This is a genomic window from Acinetobacter sp. Ag2, assembly GCF_001005515.1.
Classification (GTDB): domain Bacteria; phylum Pseudomonadota; class Gammaproteobacteria; order Pseudomonadales; family Moraxellaceae; genus Acinetobacter; species Acinetobacter bereziniae.
The window spans coordinates 1-18,109 of the sequence record NZ_LBNA01000028.1 but is presented as its reverse complement, the minus strand read 5'-3'; the positions used below and the strand labels follow the sequence as shown (position 1 = coordinate 18,109).

18 protein-coding genes are annotated in these 18,109 nt (G+C 38.1%); 12 read left to right on the top strand and 6 right to left on the bottom strand.

Annotation, left to right across the window (positions count from 1 at the left end; genetic code table 11):
- The first annotated feature begins 56 nt into the window (after window positions 1-56).
- From AAV97_RS02625 to AAV97_RS21170, 6 genes are all read left to right on the top strand, one after another.
- Window positions 57-1,097, top strand: a complete 1,041-nt coding sequence (locus tag AAV97_RS02625) for a rod shape-determining protein (protein WP_005033052.1) — start codon at window positions 57-59, stop codon at window positions 1,095-1,097.
- 31 nt (window positions 1,098-1,128) lie between these two features.
- A complete protein-coding gene (mreC, locus tag AAV97_RS02620) occupies window positions 1,129-1,986 on the top strand; it encodes a rod shape-determining protein MreC (RefSeq protein ID WP_004829512.1) in 858 nt (285 codons plus the stop codon).
- Window positions 1,973-2,470 (top strand): rod shape-determining protein MreD, encoded by a 498-nt coding sequence (gene mreD / locus AAV97_RS02615; protein ID WP_004829511.1) that lies wholly within the window; start codon window positions 1,973-1,975, stop codon window positions 2,468-2,470. Before mreC ends, mreD begins: the two co-directional genes overlap by 14 nt.
- Complete coding sequence (locus AAV97_RS02610) at window positions 2,458-3,024, top strand: Maf family nucleotide pyrophosphatase (protein WP_046759725.1); 567 nt, start codon at window positions 2,458-2,460, stop codon at window positions 3,022-3,024. Before mreD ends, AAV97_RS02610 begins: the two co-directional genes overlap by 13 nt.
- Before the next feature lie 51 nt (window positions 3,025-3,075).
- A complete protein-coding gene (gene rng, locus AAV97_RS02605) occupies window positions 3,076-4,530 on the top strand; it encodes a ribonuclease G (protein WP_004829509.1) in 1,455 nt (484 codons plus the stop codon).
- 130 nt (window positions 4,531-4,660) lie between these two features.
- Complete coding sequence (locus tag AAV97_RS21170) at window positions 4,661-4,834, top strand: PA1571 family protein (RefSeq protein ID WP_004829508.1); 174 nt, start codon at window positions 4,661-4,663, stop codon at window positions 4,832-4,834.
- Between the two features lie 98 nt (window positions 4,835-4,932).
- On the opposite strand, the gene AAV97_RS02600 is transcribed toward AAV97_RS21170, so the two are convergent.
- From AAV97_RS02600 to AAV97_RS02590, 3 genes are all read right to left on the bottom strand, one after another.
- Window positions 4,933-6,393 (bottom strand): WS/DGAT/MGAT family O-acyltransferase, encoded by a 1,461-nt coding sequence (locus AAV97_RS02600; RefSeq protein ID WP_046759724.1) that lies wholly within the window; start codon window positions 6,391-6,393, stop codon window positions 4,933-4,935.
- A gap of 173 nt (window positions 6,394-6,566) precedes the next feature.
- Window positions 6,567-7,301, bottom strand: coding sequence for a phosphoadenylyl-sulfate reductase (locus tag AAV97_RS02595; RefSeq protein ID WP_042090022.1), 735 nt, complete (start codon window positions 7,299-7,301; stop codon window positions 6,567-6,569).
- 370 nt (window positions 7,302-7,671) lie between these two features.
- Window positions 7,672-8,391 (bottom strand): tetratricopeptide repeat protein, encoded by a 720-nt coding sequence (locus AAV97_RS02590; RefSeq protein WP_046759723.1) that lies wholly within the window; start codon window positions 8,389-8,391, stop codon window positions 7,672-7,674.
- 252 nt (window positions 8,392-8,643) lie between these two features.
- Here AAV97_RS02590 and thrH point away from each other — a divergent pair, with 252 nt between their 5' ends.
- The 3 genes from thrH to AAV97_RS02575 all read left to right on the top strand — a co-directional run bounded on the left by thrH (window position 8,644) and on the right by AAV97_RS02575 (window position 10,458).
- Window positions 8,644-9,261: a bifunctional phosphoserine phosphatase/homoserine phosphotransferase ThrH gene (gene thrH, locus AAV97_RS02585; RefSeq protein WP_004829504.1), complete on the top strand. Its 618-nt coding sequence runs from the start codon at window positions 8,644-8,646 to the stop codon at window positions 9,259-9,261.
- A 158-nt stretch (window positions 9,262-9,419) separates the two neighbouring features.
- A complete protein-coding gene (locus AAV97_RS02580) occupies window positions 9,420-9,740 on the top strand; it encodes a hypothetical protein (RefSeq protein ID WP_005033046.1) in 321 nt (106 codons plus the stop codon).
- Between the two features lie 385 nt (window positions 9,741-10,125).
- Entirely contained in the window at window positions 10,126-10,458 is a 333-nt protein-coding gene (locus AAV97_RS02575) for a hypothetical protein (protein WP_005033044.1), read from the top strand.
- Between the two features lie 173 nt (window positions 10,459-10,631).
- Here AAV97_RS02575 and AAV97_RS02570 read toward each other — a convergent pair whose 3' ends face one another.
- Together AAV97_RS02570 and AAV97_RS02565 are read right to left on the bottom strand one after the other, a co-directional pair.
- Window positions 10,632-11,843 carry an MFS transporter gene (locus tag AAV97_RS02570; protein ID WP_081409715.1) on the bottom strand — a complete coding sequence of 404 codons (1,212 nt, stop codon included), beginning with the start codon at window positions 11,841-11,843 and terminating at the stop codon, window positions 10,632-10,634.
- Between the two features lie 207 nt (window positions 11,844-12,050).
- Complete coding sequence (locus AAV97_RS02565; RefSeq protein WP_046759722.1) at window positions 12,051-12,662, bottom strand: arylesterase; 612 nt, start codon at window positions 12,660-12,662, stop codon at window positions 12,051-12,053.
- Window positions 12,663-12,712: 50 nt separating this feature from the next.
- Between AAV97_RS02565 and AAV97_RS02560 the strand changes: the two genes are divergently transcribed.
- Together AAV97_RS02560 and AAV97_RS02555 are read left to right on the top strand one after the other, a co-directional pair.
- Window positions 12,713-13,462 (top strand): ABC transporter ATP-binding protein, encoded by a 750-nt coding sequence (locus AAV97_RS02560; protein ID WP_042090029.1) that lies wholly within the window; start codon window positions 12,713-12,715, stop codon window positions 13,460-13,462.
- The gene (locus tag AAV97_RS02555) at window positions 13,463-16,051 is read left to right on the top strand and encodes an ABC transporter permease (protein ID WP_046759721.1); all 2,589 of its coding nucleotides are present in this window, start codon (window positions 13,463-13,465) and stop codon (window positions 16,049-16,051) included.
- A 297-nt stretch (window positions 16,052-16,348) separates the two neighbouring features.
- Here the strand turns inward: AAV97_RS02555 and AAV97_RS02550 are convergent, their stop codons facing one another.
- Window positions 16,349-17,158: a rhomboid family intramembrane serine protease gene (locus AAV97_RS02550; protein WP_046759720.1), complete on the bottom strand. Its 810-nt coding sequence runs from the start codon at window positions 17,156-17,158 to the stop codon at window positions 16,349-16,351.
- 73 nt (window positions 17,159-17,231) lie between these two features.
- Between AAV97_RS02550 and mtgA the strand changes: the two genes are divergently transcribed.
- Entirely contained in the window at window positions 17,232-17,906 is a 675-nt protein-coding gene (mtgA, locus tag AAV97_RS02545; protein WP_046759719.1) for a monofunctional biosynthetic peptidoglycan transglycosylase, read from the top strand.
- Window positions 17,907-18,109 lie beyond the last annotated feature (203 nt).

The window sequence follows — 18,109 nt, the reverse complement described above, 5'->3', positions numbered from 1 at the left end:
CATTTAGTTAAAGTTGCCATCTTGCGTCCATATAAAGTTTAAACTGAGAACGACCCGTGATTCTAAAACGACTAATTGGCTTGTTTTCGCCAGATCTAGCCATTGATTTAGGTACTGCAAATACACTTATTTATGCACCAGGAAGGGGCATTATATTAAACGAACCGACAGTTGTGGCGATTCGTCACAGTGGTTCGCAGAAAATTGTTGCAGCTGTGGGTTTAGATGCTAAGCAAATGCTTGGTCGTACCCCAGCCAATATTTCTGCAATCCGTCCGATGAAGGATGGTGTTATTGCTGATTTCGAAGTCACTGAAACCATGTTAAATCAATTTATTGGTAAAGTGCATGAAAAACGCCTATTCCCACCTGCGCCTCGTGTTGTGGTTTGTGTACCGTGTAAATCAACTTTGGTAGAGCGCCGTGCGATTCGTGAAGCTGTATTCAATGCTGGTGCCCGTGATGTACGTTTGATTGAAGAGCCTATGGCTGCTGCGATCGGTGCGGGTATGCCTGTAGAGCAAGCATGCGGTTCTATGGTCGTTGATGTTGGTGGCGGTACAACTGAAATTGCCATCATTTCCCTACAAGGGTGTGTATACGCAGATTCTTTACGTATCGGCGGTGATGTGTTTGATGAACAAATTATTAATTATGTACGTAAAGCACATGGTTGTGTAATTGGTGAAACGACTGCTGAGACCATCAAAAAAGAAGTTGGAATGGCAGTAGCAGACGGCAAGACTTTAGAAATTGAAGTTCGTGGTCGTAACCTTGCTGAAGGTGTTCCACGCGCAATTACAGTGACTTCCGATGAAATCACGCAAGCGATTGCTGATCCATTACAAAGTATTGTATCTGCTGTGAAATCTGCACTTGAACAAACTCCACCAGAATTATCTTCAGATATTGCTGAACGTGGAATAGTTTTAACAGGTGGTGGAGCATTATTGCGTAATCTGGATAAATTACTTGCCCAAGAGACAGGTTTACCTGTTGTTGTTGCTGAAGATCCTTTAACTTGTGTGACTCGTGGCGGTGGAAAAGTCTTAGAATTCTTTGACAATCCAAACCATGATATGCTTTTTGTAGGCTAAACTATACTCGATTAAGTTTAAGGATGAGGCGGTGCAACCGAATCTCTTTTCAAGACAACCGCCATCTTTTCGCTCTTTTATCATTGCGGTCATCACTTGCTTGGTAGTGTTGTTCTTTAACTGGCGCATGCCTCAAGTGATTCAACCTGCAAGAGAGGTCTTGTATGCGGCATATAATCCAATTTATGCCTTAGCAAGTTATCCTGTATTGTCGAAAGAATGGCTGAATCAACAAACAAAATCTGAAGCTCAGTTGCGTCGCGAAAACACTGCGATGCAAGCTGAATTGCTTCAGGCTCAGGTTCGTCTGCAAAAACTCTCAGAACTTTCTGCTGAAAATACCCGTTTACGAGGATTACTCGATACACCGTTAATTATTGATGGACGTATGGAGATTGCGGAAGTGATTGGAACAGATGCTGATCCATTACGTCATATCATTATCATCAACCGTGGTTCAGCCAATCATCTTAAAGTCGGTCAAACTGTTTTAGATGATAAAGGGATCATGGGGCAGATCATCAACGTTTATCCTCATAGTAGTCGTGTAATGCTGCTTTCTGATAAAGAACATTCTTTATCTGTACGACTTGAAAGCTCAGGTATGCGAGCCATTGTGACAGGTACAGGTGATTTAGGGCATTTGAAAATGGAATATGTTCCAACGAGTGCCAACATCAAAGTGGGTGATAAGGTTTATAGTTCTGGTTTAGGTCAGCATTTTCCAGCGGGCTATTTGGTCGGTGCTGTGTCTAAAGTGATGCGACATAATACTGGAGAGTTTGCACAAATTGATGTTGTTCCAGCTGCACAGTTAGCCGGTGGGCATCACGTTGTAGTACTTTTCTCGGATTCATTAGCGATGGAGCAGCCAAATGTTGATCGCTAAAAAGTTACCATCAGAAAAACAACGTAAAGATCCGCTATGGATCATCATTGTTTCAATCGTAATTGCTTCGATTTTGGTGGTCTATCCGATGTCCTATGCAATAGCAGGATGGCGTCCACTTTATATGTTTTTAATCATGCTATTTTGGGTGCTGTGTCAGCCAACTTGGTGTGGTATCTGGTTTGCATTTACGCTGGGTCTGTTTACTGATCTTTTGCTAGATGCACCTTTGGGCATGAATGCATTAAGTTATGTGCTGATTGCTTTTTTAACACGTTATTTTATTCGAGAGAGACGCGTGCTGACATTTAGTAACCTTTGGGTGATCACTATGTTGGCGATTCTTGCACATTTAACCTTTACCTTTATGGCGCAAGTGATGGCAGGAACGCATTTTTCGATAACACGTCATTGGCAAACTTTGATTTCCAGTATTTTTTGCTGGCCAATTCTTTATTATTTATTAAAAAGATGGCGCATTTAATTCTTGCTTCAAGCTCGCCAAGGCGTCAAGAACTGTTGTCACAACTGGGCTTGGCGTTTGACGTGCATAGCCCGGATGTTGATGAATCTGTAAATGAACATGAGCAGATTGATCACTATGTGTCGCGTTTGGCAAAAAGTAAAGCGCAAGCCGTTCTAAGCTTGTATCCTGAGGCGACCATCGTTGCTGCGGATACCAGTTTGGTTGTTGCTGATCAAATTATAGGTAAGCCAGCATCCAAACAGCATGCTTTCGAAATTTGGGGAGTATTGTCAGGGCGGAAACATGAGGTGCTGACAGGAGTTTGTGTTGCAAATGCCAATCAATTATTGAGTACCGTGGTTCGCACAGAAGTTGAGTTTCAAGCGTTAAGTCTCAAAGATATGGAAGACTATTGGGCAACAGGTGAACCTCTAGGCAAAGCGGGTGGATATGCAATTCAAGGCATTGCTGCGAAATATGTGACACGGATAAATGGTAGTTATAGCAATGTGGTTGGGCTACCATTACATGAAACGATACAATTACTTGATCGTCTAGATCAATGCAGTTGAGGCACGAAATTAACTGCAAAAAAGAATTTTTATAATGTTTTGAGTTGAGTTATGTCTGACGAGTTACTGATTAACGTCACACCTATGGAGTGTCGTGTGGCGTTAATTCAAAATGGTACGGTCAATGAACTGTTTGTTGAGCGTACTGTTAAAAGAGGGTTGGTCGGTAATATTTACAAAGGAAAGGTCGTGCGTGTCCTACCTGGGATGCAAGCTGCTTTTGTGGATATTGGCTTGTCTCGTACTGCATTTTTACATATCAATGATATGATTTGGCCACGTCATCAGCCCACGCCGAATGTTTTTGAACTCTTACAACCCGGTCAGATTCTAACAGTACAAGTGATGAAAGATATGTTAGGCACTAAAGGTGCACGACTGAGTACGGATCTTTCTATTCCTTCACGTTATCTGGTTTTGATGCCTTATGGTAGTCATATTGGTGTATCACAACGGATTGAATCTGAAGAAGAACGTGACCGTTTGCGTTCAATGATTGAAAGGATTCAAGAAGAGCATAAGCTTCCTGGTTCAGTCATTGTCCGTACTGCAGCTGATGGAATTGATGAAGCATCTATCGCGCAGGATATGGCTTATTTAGCGAAGCTTTGGGAATTTATTCAGAAAAAGCAAAAAATTATTGCGGTTCCCTCACTGATTTTTGAAGAACTTCCATTACCTCAACGTGTGATTCGTGATTTGGCAAATGAAGATACTGCCACGATCTATGTTGACTCTCGTGAAATACATGCCAAGTTACAAGAGTTTGTCGCTGAGTTTGTTCCGAGTATGGGTAGTCGTTTACAACATTATCCAGGAGAGCGCCCACTTTTTGATTTGTACAATGTTGAAGAAGACATTCAAAAAGCATTACAAACTCGGGTTGCATTAAAGTCTGGTGGTTATTTGATGATTGACCAGACGGAGGCAATGACCACGATTGATGTCAACACAGGTTCTTATGTGGGTGGTCGTACGCTTGAAGATACAGTCTTCAAAACCAATATGGAAGCCACCCAAGTCATCGCTCGACAGTTACGTTTACGCAATTTAGGCGGCATTATCATTATTGATTTCATCGATATGCAGGAAGCTGTACATCGTGAAGAAGTCATGAACCAGTTTGAGAAGATGCTTGAGCGTGATCATGCCAAGACAAAAATTACCCAAGTGTCTGAACTTGGTTTGGTGGAAATGACACGTAAACGTACACGTGAATCACTGGAACATTTGTTATGTGAATCATGTCCAACCTGTCAGGGGCGTGGATTTGTGAAAACAGCAGAGACAGTGTGTTACGAAATTTTTCGAGAAATCCTTAGATATACACGAGCTTATGAATCTCAGAGTGGCTTTACTGTTATCGGTCATCCATCTGTGATTGATCGGCTGTTAACTGCAGAAGCCCCAGCTGTCGCGGATTTGGAGCATTTTATTAATCGTGTGATTAAATTCCAAGTTGAAAATTTATACACGCAAGAGCAATACGATATCATTTTAAGTTGAAATTGTAACAGGATGTCGTTAAACAGTTGTTACATCTGAAATTTTACTTTTTGAGCTGATTTCACAATACTAGATTACAAAGGTAGCCAAAGACTCTCTCCCTACCAGTCTTAGCAAGTGAGGTCATAAAATGAGCGTAAGTGAACAATTAATAAGTCGCGGTATCAAACATGTATTAGAAAACCAACCAAAGAATACATGTGTAATGTTGGATGACAATGGTCAAGAAGTGAAAATTACCAAAGACATGGTTGTAAATGTCTGTCACCAATTACTCAATAAGTGTCGTAACGTAAAAGATTAAGGGGCATTAATAAGCCCCTTAATTTTTTTAGCATTAAATTTTCGTGAATTGAATCTAAGAACAAAAATAAATCTAAATAGAAGATTGAGTAGAAAAGCCTAAGCAGGCTTTTCTACTGTGTTGGACTCAACAATCAGATCTTGTGCATAGACTTGAGTATCTTCGGTTTTTTCAACTGCCTTTTCAGTAGTTTTTTGCGTGACATTTTTCTGTGTAATCAGTTGTTCAAATTTTTGAATCTCATTCTCTAAATGTGTCAGTAGGTTTTGCAACTTCGGTAAAGATTTACGGCAGCCAGTTAAACCCACTTCCAACTTATCTAGATAACTGGTCATAGTAATATTTAATGCCTGACCATCTAGCACAATTGATGCTGGGTAGAGGGCATCCAGTTTAGCACCATTCCAATATAGTGGTTCTCTTGGACCGGGTACGTTAGAAATAATCACATTAAACGCCTGACGCTTAGGCATAAGCCCTGATGCAATGTTGATTCCCGCAGCACCAAAAACAAAAGCACTATAGTTCAGAATTTGGTCTGAACTCATACGTTTAAAGCGATTCTTTGCATTTTGCACACTACGTCGAATGATGTCTAAACGTTCTAATGGATCTTCTTTATGCGTGCCTAAATTCGCTAAAATCATGGTGATACGATTACTCATATCTGAATCATCATCACGAAGAGAAGCAGGCACCATCGCAATGAGCGGTTTCTTAGGAAGTGCGTCTTGAGTAATTAAATAATCACGGATTGCGCCAGAGCAAACTGCGAGTACGACATCATTGATGGTTACACCCAGTGCTTTGGAAATATTTCTAAAACGATCTAGTTCAAAAGATTGGGCTGCAAAACGACGCGAAGAGCTTACTCGTTGATTAAATAAACTGCTCGGGGCTTGAAAGCTTGAAACATAATCAGGATTTTTCCCCATTTCTTTAAAGACTGTTTGAAATAATTCCTGAGTTACTTTTGGTGCTGCTTCGACTTGCCCCTTTAACGCGGCAAAAACTTTTTTGACTCGTCCAAGTTTGGTTTCTTTAAGACGTTTGGCACGTTTGCCTTCAACACACCAAGGGGGAACAATGGTTTTGGAATGCTCATCTTTAGAGAAAGACTTTTCTAAAAGACGCATACCTGCTACACCGTCAATCATTGCATGGTGGATCTTAAAGTACATGGCAAAACGATTGCCTTCGATCCCTTCAATGATATGACAGGTCCAAAGCGGTTTTGCACGATCAATCAGTGCGCTATGTTCTTGTGAAATATAAACCAATAATTCACGGATACGCCCGGGATGAGGTAAGGCGATATGACGGAAATGGTGGTCGATATCAAATTCTTCATCTTCGTCCCAAAATAAGCCATTGAGACGATTGTTAAATGGTGGAACCGGAATAGACTTTGAATTGCGAATATCAGCGACAAGATCTTGTATAAACGTCGATGGTGCATGTTCAGGTATTTGGAATAAGAACAATCCACCAACATGCATCGGTTGTTGTCTTTTTTCTAAATTTAAAAAAATGAAATCAATGGGGTGTAATGGGCGCATGGTCTTGGATTGCCTCACTGCAATTTCTACAACAACTCATTTATGAGTGTTAGATTGTTAGAATTATAGAACCGAGTAAATAGTATAAAACTTTTTCAGGGATAAAATCCAAGCATTTCGATGAATGTAAAGTTTACAAAAAGTCATTAAATTTAATGACTTTTTTTTTACCATTATTTTTTTAAGTTACCCGCATGTAAACCGCATTCTTTATGCGTTGCTTCTTCCCACCACCAACGACCTTCACGTTCATGCTGATTTGGAAGCACTGGGCGAGTACATGGCTCACAACCGATTGAAATAAAACCTTTTTCATGTAAAGGATTATAAGGAATTTCCATCATGCGGATATAGTTCCATACATCTGCACTGGACCAGTTCGCCAAAGGATTGTATTTGATCAGCTGTTTTCCTTCACCTGAAAAACCTGCATCAGCTTGAATGACAGGAATCTCTGTACGTGTTCCTGGGCTTTGATCTTTACGTTGACCTGTAATCCAACCATCTAAAGTTGCCAGTTTTTTACGTAAAGGCTGTACTTTTCGGATACCACAGCATTCTTTATGATCGTCTTGGTAAAAACTGAATAAGCCTTTTTCATTGACCAATTGCTGAACAGCTTCTGATTCAGGAAAGCAAATCTCAATTTTAATACCGTAGTGCTTACGCACAGTATCGATAAACTGATAAGTTTCAGGATGCAAGCGTCCAGTATCTAAACTAAATACACGAAATGGCTTGCCTAAATTATGTGCCATATCAATCAGAACAACATCTTCTGCGCCAGAAAATGAAATTGCGATTTCACCCTCTTGAGAAAGTGCAAGCTCTAAAATTTCAGAAGGGGATTTGTCTGCATACTCTGTTGCTAGCGCATCAACAAGATCTATGGTGGGAATGGCGGTCATATCTGCTCCTGGCAGTTAGCTTGAAGCTATGTTGTTCATCAACATTCTTAAAAGATATTTTAATTTAAGCATTTTAGCAAAAATTAAAGCAATTCAACTTTGTGTGAATGTTATCTTTGAGATGTGCAGATATTTTAAAGTAAATGAAATATCGTGCTTAGCAGATTAATTAAAATACTTATGAATAAAAAAGATTTAATCGATGGATTCATCTCAAGGGAAAAGTATCAAAGATACTTAATCGGATATGGATAAAAGCAGCATAATGCTCTCACCAACACATGCTGCCATTGATCAATGATTTGCTATCTCATTCTACAGCAAGGTTTTTATTAATCAGTGCCTTGTTAAGCTGTTTCACAGTCTTATTTTATAAGTATTTGAATATTCTTTTAGGAATCTGATCAGATAATCCAGATTTTTTCATTTTATTGACATAAATCAAATAATTTGACCGAGCTTGGCTTTGATTTTTTAAAGCCAAATAAACATCAGCTAAATTTAGATAAGCGACTGTCCGGTTTGGGTCGAGCTGTATAACTTTTTTCAAAATTTCTAAAGATACTTTAGGATGACCCAATTGATTTAAATAGAAAGCAGCATCATTGAGTTCAACCACATCATCAATGTTATAGGAGGAAAGTTGGCATTGTAGTGTTGTAATTTGTTGTTCTATATTGGATATGTTGTTTTTATTGAGATTTTTCAAAGTATTTGAGGTGTTGTAATGAAAATATGTGACTAAACCTCTACCCCCAGCAATATCATCAACCCAAACAGGTGTGCTTTCTTTCTTATCCCACATTCCACCGCAAGTGTTTGAAAGCATTTTAGGAATAGCGTCAACAATGACCTGATTTTTATCATTGATAATTAGACAGTAATTTTCATTGCCTTTTACTATAGGTAGACTGAGAAAGGAGTAGTGCTGTGTGCGATATATATAATCCTTTGGAATATCTTTTAATGAGAGACTGACTTGAGCATGGTTGAGATCTAAAGCACTACAATTTGTATAGCCCAGAAAACTATCATTTGCATATACGTAAGTACATATGCTACTCAAGAGAAACGGTGCTATTTTTTTCATAGTGTTGTTTGCCTAAATTAATTTTTACATGACTCAATGATGCGGTGCTTTTGTTCCCCTTTTTATAAGTGTAACAATAACAGTTAAAGCTGAGAGAGTCTCTACATGCAGTTGTTGTACTAAGGATGAATTGTGCTGGTACGATGATCTATGACTATTCAAAATGAATTGAGTTTAAAAAACTTTCAGCATTTTTTTTAAACTTTAGTGCTATGATAAGCCCAAAATTTTTAACCGACATTGGGAGAACCCATGGAAATCGTATGTCTTGATCTTGAGGGTGTATTGGTTCCAGAAATCTGGATCAATTTTGCAAAGAAAACAGGGATCAAAGAATTAGAAGCAACAACGCGTGATATTCCTGACTACGATGTGTTGATGACTCAGCGTTTAAACATCTTGAAGCAACATGGTTTAGGTTTAAATGATATTCAAGCTGTGATCGCAGATATGGGACCATTTCCGGGTGCAAAAGAATTTGTTGAATGGATTCGTACACACTTCCAATTGATCATTCTTTCAGACACATTCTATGAGTTTGCACATCCGTTGATGCAGCAACTAGGTTGGCCAACAATTTTCTGCCATAAATTAGAAACTGATGAAAATGGCATGATTACAGCATATAAATTGCGCCAGCCAGACCAAAAGCGTCAAGCTGTAAAAGCATTGCATGGTTTAAACTTCCGTGTGATTGCAGCAGGTGACTCTTATAATGATACAACGATGTTGGGTGAGGCGGATCATGGCTTCTTATTCGACGCACCTGAAAATGTGATTCGTGAGTTTCCTCAATTCCCACCAATTCACGGTTATGAAGCTTTAAAAGAAGCGATTCGTAATGCGTCAATTCGCGATATTCCTGCTTAATTTTAAGTAAAATCAAAAGGCGCTTAATGCGCCTTTTAATTTGCACCAGAAACTGATGATTGTCGTCATTTACAAACTTATAGAGATTGAATTGCTCATTTTTAAATTTTTTAAAATGCTATGCTTTCGCGTTTTTGATAGTTCTTGTAGGTTAGGAAGTGGCAGTTCATGATTTTCTTTTTAGTTATACTGTTTTGCCAAAAACGTCAGTATTTAAAAAATCAGCAGATGATATCAGATCAAAAATTGCTGAGATAAAAGTTTCATCATGGGTAAAATATACGGGTGTAGAAGTATTTTCAGGAGAGCTTGATTTGACTGGGATTGACCAGAATAAAAGAATCCAAGCGATGGATATAATAAAAAATACAATAAATGAAATATTAATTAAAAATCAATGTGTGTCAAAAGTCATGGTCAATGTAATTTTAATGGTTGATCAATTGGGTAAACCAATGCATTTTACTATTTGGAATTGATCGTAAAAGCTAGGAGGAAATACCTAATTAGTGGTTATTCAGAGAACCTAAAGTCTGTATTGTCTGACTTGCTATGCGGAAATCAGGTGTAAATTTCATCCATAAAAAATAAAGAATTTGTTGGGTTTTTAACATGAATAATCACGAATTTGTTAAGTTCAAATGAGTTGGTTCTAAAAGTAATATTGTCGAATTTGGAGATATTAATTGCGTTTGGTAAAGAGCAATGAACATATAATAAGTTAGATGAAAGGGTTTTGTGTTTGATGTTCTAGTAGCGAATAATTCAGAAAATGAAGGAATTAGAAGCGATGACCGAATGTAACTTTTCTTTGATAAGATCTTTATTTTTAAATGGATGTAGCAAATTGATAAGGATGTTGTTATGAAAAAAATATTATTTTTGGTCTTAATTTCATGTTTAACACAAGTTAGTGCATTAACGCCGAAAAGTGGAAAAGCACCAAATTACTGTGAGCAGATTGTTTATGCGCATGGCATATTATTAAAAGCACAAATCGAATGTGGATACCGTAAAAATAACAATAAACTAATTTCTAGTTCTGCACAGTGTGTCAAAGATCAACTTGGTGAAGAATATGGTAAACAAGTGCTTAATTCTGGTATGAAAGAGTTTGATCGACATGTCAATAAAGACGGGAAAGAATCAAGTTGTAAATATGTTCTAGAAAAATTCCCAGATTATGTATGGAAATGAAGGTTTGTAAGATGTTGATTAATATTTAAATATAATTTTGATGTGTCAGTAGTTTGACTACAGCAAAGACTAAACCAAGTGGTAACAGGTAATATGAACAGTTTCATTTAAAGGATCAAATTATTGCTAAATCTTATTTGCGAAAAGCTTGTTTGAATAAATCAAATACTGAACTAAATGATATTTTTTCGATGTTTAAATGCAAACATAAGAGCCAAAGAAGCTAATAAAATAATCATGAGAATATAAATATCAGCAGTAAAAGTAAGACCGACATGGCTGACAAAATATCCCGCAATAATGGCAGGTATACTAAATGCTAAATAACTTTCAACATAAAATGTTGCCATTAACCCAGCACGTTGTTCAGGTAAAGCCAAGGGCATCACAGTACGGATTGCGCCCATAAATCCTGTACCAAATCCGACACCAGTGACAACCGAACCAATAAATAGTAAGAGTGTAAGAGAGAAGTGAATGCCAGATAGAATTATTGCTGCACCAAATAGAATACTTAGCGAACCAGTAGTTAAGATTTTAAGTGTTTTTGCGCTACGGAGGGCTAAAATTCCGATTGCACCCGAAATGGTCAAAGTAATAAACATCATACCATTGAGCCATGCTGATTGAACTTTAAATGCTTGGGCTAATAGGGAAGGCATTAAGGATAAGAAAAAGCCACTGACCATCCATAAAGAAATATTGATTGGACTAACAATCCAAAGTGCTTTACGTGCTTGTGGTGGAACAGTAAGACGCGGTTTAAGTGATGAAAATGCTCCGGAACGTTTTTCAGCAGTCTCAGGGCTAAAATATGCAATACACAAGGTACAAAAGAAAATAAAAATGAATATTTCAAAAATTAAAGTTAGTGCATGCGTTGATGTCGCCAATACAATACAGGTCATGAGCATGCCGATTGCCATACCCAACATAGGAGAAATACTGTTGATTAATGAACCATGAGTTTTACTTAAATCTAATAAAGCTGCACCAAAGGTTGATGCAGCCAAAGCTGTGGCGATTCCTTGTAAGGCTCGAGCAATAAATAACATTTCAATATTTGAGGCAAACAGAAAGAACCCCATAGAAATGATCTGTAAAAAGAGAGCGGTAAAAATAACTGGTTTACGCCCAATATAATCTGACAAAGAACCCATTACCAATAATGTTGCGAGTAAAGCAAAGGCATAAGTTGCAAAAATTAAGGTCAATAAAACGGGTGAAAACTGAAACTGTTGTTGGTAGAGACGATACAAGGGGGTAGGTGCGCTTGAAGCTGCCAAAAATGCCATCAAAGTAAAGGTATGTGTATAAAGTGCAGTTTGAGGGCTAAATTTAAATGAAGTCATTTGATGATTGAGATTATTAGAATTACTCATCATTTAAAACGCATATAAAAGAAAGGATAGATTCTGTTATACCTGATTTTAGTTGAAAGGCAAGAAGTGATTAAGGTTTTATTTGTGATAATTGACCATATGTTATATTTAATATATTGAATATTATGGTTATTTTAATATTTTAAGGATGTGGTTCTTCAGCTTATATCAAAGGCTTCCATGCCTAAACCTAATTGGAATGTCTTGGTGTTAAAGTGCGCCTTGAATCAAAGGATAGGCATTATCAAGTAAGATTTTTTGTGCCACCGCATTAGGATGGATTAAGTCTTTTTGCATGAGGTTTTTATTGCCTGCAATGCCATTCATAAAAAAGGGGTGCAGTTTTACTTTGTACTGTTGGCTTAATGTTTGGTAATTTTTTTCGAAAGCTTGGCTATATGCTGCGCCGTAGTTGGGAGGAATCTTCATACCCAACAATACTACTTTGGCTTGGCTTTTTTGACTTTGTTGAATCAATTGAGCAAGATTTTTTTGAATCATTTGTGGTGGTTGACCACGTAAACCATCATTCCCACCCAACTCAATCACAACCACATCAGGTTTATGAGTTTGTAATAATTTAGGTAAACGCGCTAAAGCACCACTGGTGGTTTCTCCGCTGACACTGGCATTTACCACTTGGTATTGTTTGGGAAATTGCTGATTTAAGCGTTGCTGGAGTAATGCGACCCAACCCTGTTGTGGGTTTAAACCATAGCCCGCACTTAAGCTGTCACCTAAAATCATGATCGTTTTTGCAAAACTACTAACGGGCAACAGACAGATCATGCTAAAAAATAAACAATGAAAAGCGCTTTTCATTATTTTCAAATTTAACAACGTTTTGATTTGCATATTTAAGGTACTTTACAATGTCTAAGGTTCAGGATGCTTTAACTTCTCCCATCATGCCACAAGTGATAATTTCTGCACAGCAACTTACACAAAAGATAGAATTACCTCATCAAACGCTTACAATTTTTGAAAATTTAAATCTCGACATTTATGCAGGCGAACAGGTTGCAGTTACAGGGCGCTCTGGTTCGGGTAAGTCAACCTTATTGGGTATTCTGGCAACTTTAGATCAGGCGAGTGCAGGTCAACTCAATGTATGTGGTGAGCGTATTGATCATTTAAATGAAGAGCAACGGGCTTTGGTACGACTTAAGTACATTGGTTTTGTTTTCCAGTCTTTTCAATTGTTACCGCATTTGTCGGCTTTAGAAAATGTCATGTTACCTTTACGTTTACATTCTGATTTTAATTATGCACACGCAGAGCAAAAAGCACTCGATTTATTGGAAAAAGTCGGTTTAGCACGCCAAAGTCAACAAACACCCAAAGTATTATCTGGTGGGGAGCAACAACGTGTTGCGATCGCACGTGCGCTTATTTCAGATCCACAGATTATTTTTGCTGATGAACCAACAGGTAATTTAGATGAGCATACTGCGTATGAGATTGAGCAGTTATTATTTAGTTTGAATCAAGCATTAGGTACAACCTTAGTTTTAGTCACACATAACCCACAATTGGCAGCGCAATGTCAGCGTCATTATGAGTTAAAAGATGGTCATTTGATTGAACATTTACGATCCCCACAGAGAAGTGAGGTTGTTTAAATGTTGAATCTTTTTAAACCTTTATTTCGGCAAAGTTTTGCTAGCTCAGGCATTTATTTACTGATCATTGCTTTGAGTTTAGCCATTAGTGCGACCACGGCTTTAAAGTTCAGTAACGATCAGGTTAAGCAAGCAGTTACTCTACAAGCCGCTAAAATGCAAGCTGCTGATTTGGTGCTGAGTGATACCAATCTAATTGATCCTCAATGGTTGAATAAAGCTGAACAACTCAAGTTAAAACAGTCTCATGTTACGATGTTCAGTTCTATGGCGTCGACTCGTGATCAATTTGTGATGGTCAATGTCAAAGCCATTGATCCATCATTTCCTTTACGTGGTGAGTTAAGGATTCGCCCACAACAGTCCTTACAAAATGGCGGAATTTGGCTGAGTAAACGAGCCCAAGAATTATTAAAGCTCAATATCGGTGATCAAGTTCAAATTGCAAATGGTCAATTTAAAGTTACGGGCATCATTGAACATGATTCTAACCAAGAGTTAGGTTTTTCTGCATTTTCACCGACAGTGATTATTGCTCAAGCTGATGTTGCAAAAACTGGGGCAATCCAAATCGGCAGTCGCATTGAGTATCGGCTGTTAATGGCGGGTGAAAAACAGTCGATTGAAGCTTATCAAGCCTTCTTTAAAACATTCAAAGCGCAAGAAAAAGAAAATTTTGCCCAGCAATTTACACAGGATCAGCGGAAAAATTCTACGACTTCAGAAATAGGGCAGCCAGCTTCTGAAACGCAACTCATTCATACCCCATCTGAACCATCTCCACAAGACTTGCAAACAGCGGATCAAGCTTTAGATGCCCAGAGCAACTTAAGACTACGTAATGCGGATGAGGGAAACTCACGTTTACTGAAACCGATTGAAAATCTTGATACGTTTTTACAATTGGCAAATATTCTAACGATTCTACTCTGTGGTTTAGCGATTGCTTTAACCAGCCAACGTTATGTGCAACAGAATCAAGATCATATTGCCTTGATGCGTTGCATGGGCGCAACCAGACGACAGATTTTTCAAGCTTACTTGAGTTTATTGACTGTGGTGATTTTGATTGCGATCGTGATTGGAAGTTTGTTGGGACTGGTTTTAGGTTATTCATTGCTACAACTCATGTTGCAAATGATTCCAAACTTAGAATTACAATTTTCAATATGGCAGATATTTTTAGGTCCATTACCGATCGCTATTTTCACCAGTGCAATTGTACTGATTGGATTTATTCTGCCGAGTTTATGGCAATTGCTCAATACACCTCCGATACGTGTTATTCGCCAGCAGGAAAAATCAGCAGGCTCTATATTATGGATGATGGCGACAGGTTTAATCAGTCTGATTATTTTTAGCTTGGTATTGACTGAGAATCTAACGCTGACAGCAGTGATCATGGGTGCAGTCATTGTCCTCACGGGGTTATTGTATGTTGTGGTTTGGTCAGTCTTAAAGACGCTGAAAGCGATGAAAAGTCGTTTCTCTGCTTATATTCGAACACCTTCCCAAACAGCTTTGCAAATCACAGCTTTGGCACTAGGTTTGAGTTTAATTACGGTATTGGCTGTATTACGTACTGATTTATTGGAGCGTTGGCAGCAACAGTTGCCTGAAGGTACTCCAAATCAATTTATTTATGGTTTACCTCCATTTGAACTTGAAGCATTTAAACAACAGTTGGCGCAACATCACTGGGAAAGTACACCACTATATCCCAATGTTAAAGGGCGTTTGCTGGCTAAAAATGGTCAGGCTTTTCCTGATTCGTTGGTAAAAAGTAATAATTCATTACGCCGTGAGTTAAATTTAACTCAAGCAGATCATTATCCACAGGACAATATCATTGTTGCTGGTCAGTCTAAATTGACAGAAGTTGGACAAGTTTCGGTTGAAGCAAAATTGGCTGAAGAGTTGGGGATTAAGATAGGGGATCGTTTAACCTTTAGTTTGCCAGAAGGAAACTTACAAGCTCAGGTGGTAAATTTACGTACTGTTCAATGGCAAAGTTTTAGCCCAAATTTCTTCTTTATTTTTACGCCTAAGACATTGGATGAAAATGCGGGAAGCTATTTAGGGAGCTTTTATGTGTCACCTGCGGACAAAGCTAAAATGATCAGTTTAATCCAACAATTCTCAAATACAGTGTTTATAGATGTATCTTTAATTTTTGATGAAATTAAACAACTGGTTTCTGTCTTGGTGAAAATTATTACAGTATTGGCTGTCTTGGTCAGTTTGTCGGGTTTTCTTGTTTTGATTGCTTGTATTAATTTGTTGATGGATGAGCGCAAAAGAGAAGTCGCGCTATTACGTTCATTCGGTAGCTCAAAACGACAGTTAAAAAACATGATGAGCATGGAAATAGGTTTTATTGGATTGTTGGCAGGGATTGTGTCGTGTTTCTTTGCTGAAGTAATTAGCGCAATTGCCAGTTATCGTATGGAGATGCCTTTACAATTTCACTGGGAAATTTGGTTTATTCTGCCTATTTTGATGGCGGTCTTATGTGCAGTAATCGGAAGGTACCGTTTAAGCTATTTGTCAGATATTCCACCTTTACAGAGCTTAAGAGAACTGAATTAAAACAAGATGATTGAACAGCAATCATTGCGCTATTCTGACGATTCCAGTTTATGGATATTATGAAGTGATGGCAATAAAGAGGCTCACTTTTTGGTGAGCTTCTTTGAATTACAACTTTAAATGTAAAGTGTGACATTGAATGCGTTATATCGCCAAACAATGATCCATAGTAGTAATTTTATGAATCAAGAAAACTTATATTTTGCTGTATGCATTTTTCAACAGATTGACTATAAATACTCGACTGAAATACTTTAATTTTTAGGGATGATTTAAATTTTGCAGATACACTGCTGATCAAAATTGAAATTGCGCTCGCATTTGTGAAACTGCTTCTTGCCAAAGTGGTGTAATTGGACCCACCAAATGTTGGCAATATAGATATGTCGCATATGTAACAGCGATGCCTAAAATCACAATGATCACATTTACAGCAATCGGTGCTTTCATACGTTGCATGACATACCAAGCTAAAGCCATCACAGCTCCCATTAACATGCCTCCAATATGCGCAGCATTGTTGATTCCAGAAGCAAGGAAGCCGAATGCTAAGTTGATTGCAAGCACCGTTAAGAGTGATCTTTTATCCAGAACAAATCTCTGGTTTGGAGTAGGTGGGAACAAAGAAAGTAGGGTTAAAGCACCCCCTAAGCCCATTACTGCCCCAGATGCTCCAGCGGATACATGAGGAATCAGTTTTTGGTCAAAGTGCTGTAAAAATTCATAACTATTCCGAATATCCAAGTAGCCACTGAGTAGACTTCCCATCAATCCCGCTAATAAATACAGTTCCAGGAAATAAAATTTCCCAAAGGTTTTTTCAGCGACATCACCAAAAATATACAGTGCCCACATATTCATCAACAGATGCAAAATGCCAAAATGAAAAAACATACTGCTGAATAAACGATAAGGTTCCTCTAGAAAGGTTAAAGGTGCATAATCAGCACCCCAACGCAAAGCATCCAATGTGGTGGGGTCAGTAATATTAACGCCTGACAAAACTTGGATGGCGAATAAACCTACATTGATTGCAATTAACAATAAGGTGATTTTGCCAATCGTGTTGGTTGAGTTATATACGGATGAGTCTTGATAATTCGACATGCTATTTCTTAGCTTTTTATTGATAGATTCAGCTTAACATGAAATGTCAGCATTTTCGGAGTAAACAGCTGAGATGAAAGCTTTTATTGTTCGTGCTTTGTTAATCATAATCAGTATTTTGATTTTGATTCAGCTATGGATTTTCTCCAGTTTAGTGTATTGGCGTACCCATGATGTAGAAACCACAATGTTTATGCGCTGGACATATTTCTCAGATTTTAAACCGATTGAACATCAATGGCGCAATTATGATGAGATAAGTGACAACATTAAGCATGCAATTGTTGCGGCTGAAGATGCCAAGTTTTTAGATCATCATGGTTTCGATTGGGATGGGATCGAAGATGCTTTGCAACGTAATCTAAAGAAAGACAAAGTTGTCGCTGGGGGTTCAACCATTTCGCAACAACTGGCTAAAAATTTATTTTTCTATAACCGCCGTTCAGTGATTCGTAAAGGGCAGGAAGCCATTGCAACGACCATGATGGAGCGTATGTGGACTAAGCAGCGTATTCTTGAAGTGTATATGAATTCTGTTGAGTTTGGCGATCATATCTATGGAGTAGAAGCAGCCTCACGTTATTATTTTGGTAAAAGTGCAAAAAGTTTAAACCGAGAGCAAGCTGCCTTTTTAGCGGTGATTTTGACCAATCCCAAATACTATCAAGAAAATCGCAATGATCCTAAATTGCTCTATCGAAAAAAACTGGTATTAAAATATATGCGTTATACCCGTATCCCAAAATAATCTGCAATATTTAAAAAGTGAAATTATCATGTTAGGGTCTGTGGACAATTCGTCTATGTTTGCGACTAGGTGTGTTTTTTAGACGATTCTAGGCATGAAATACGAAATTTAGTCATTCTAAATGATGAGAAACACTGTTTCGCAAGGGAACGACGAAGCGACAAAAAACACACTAGTCCCGAAGGGTTGTGGCTAAAATTATC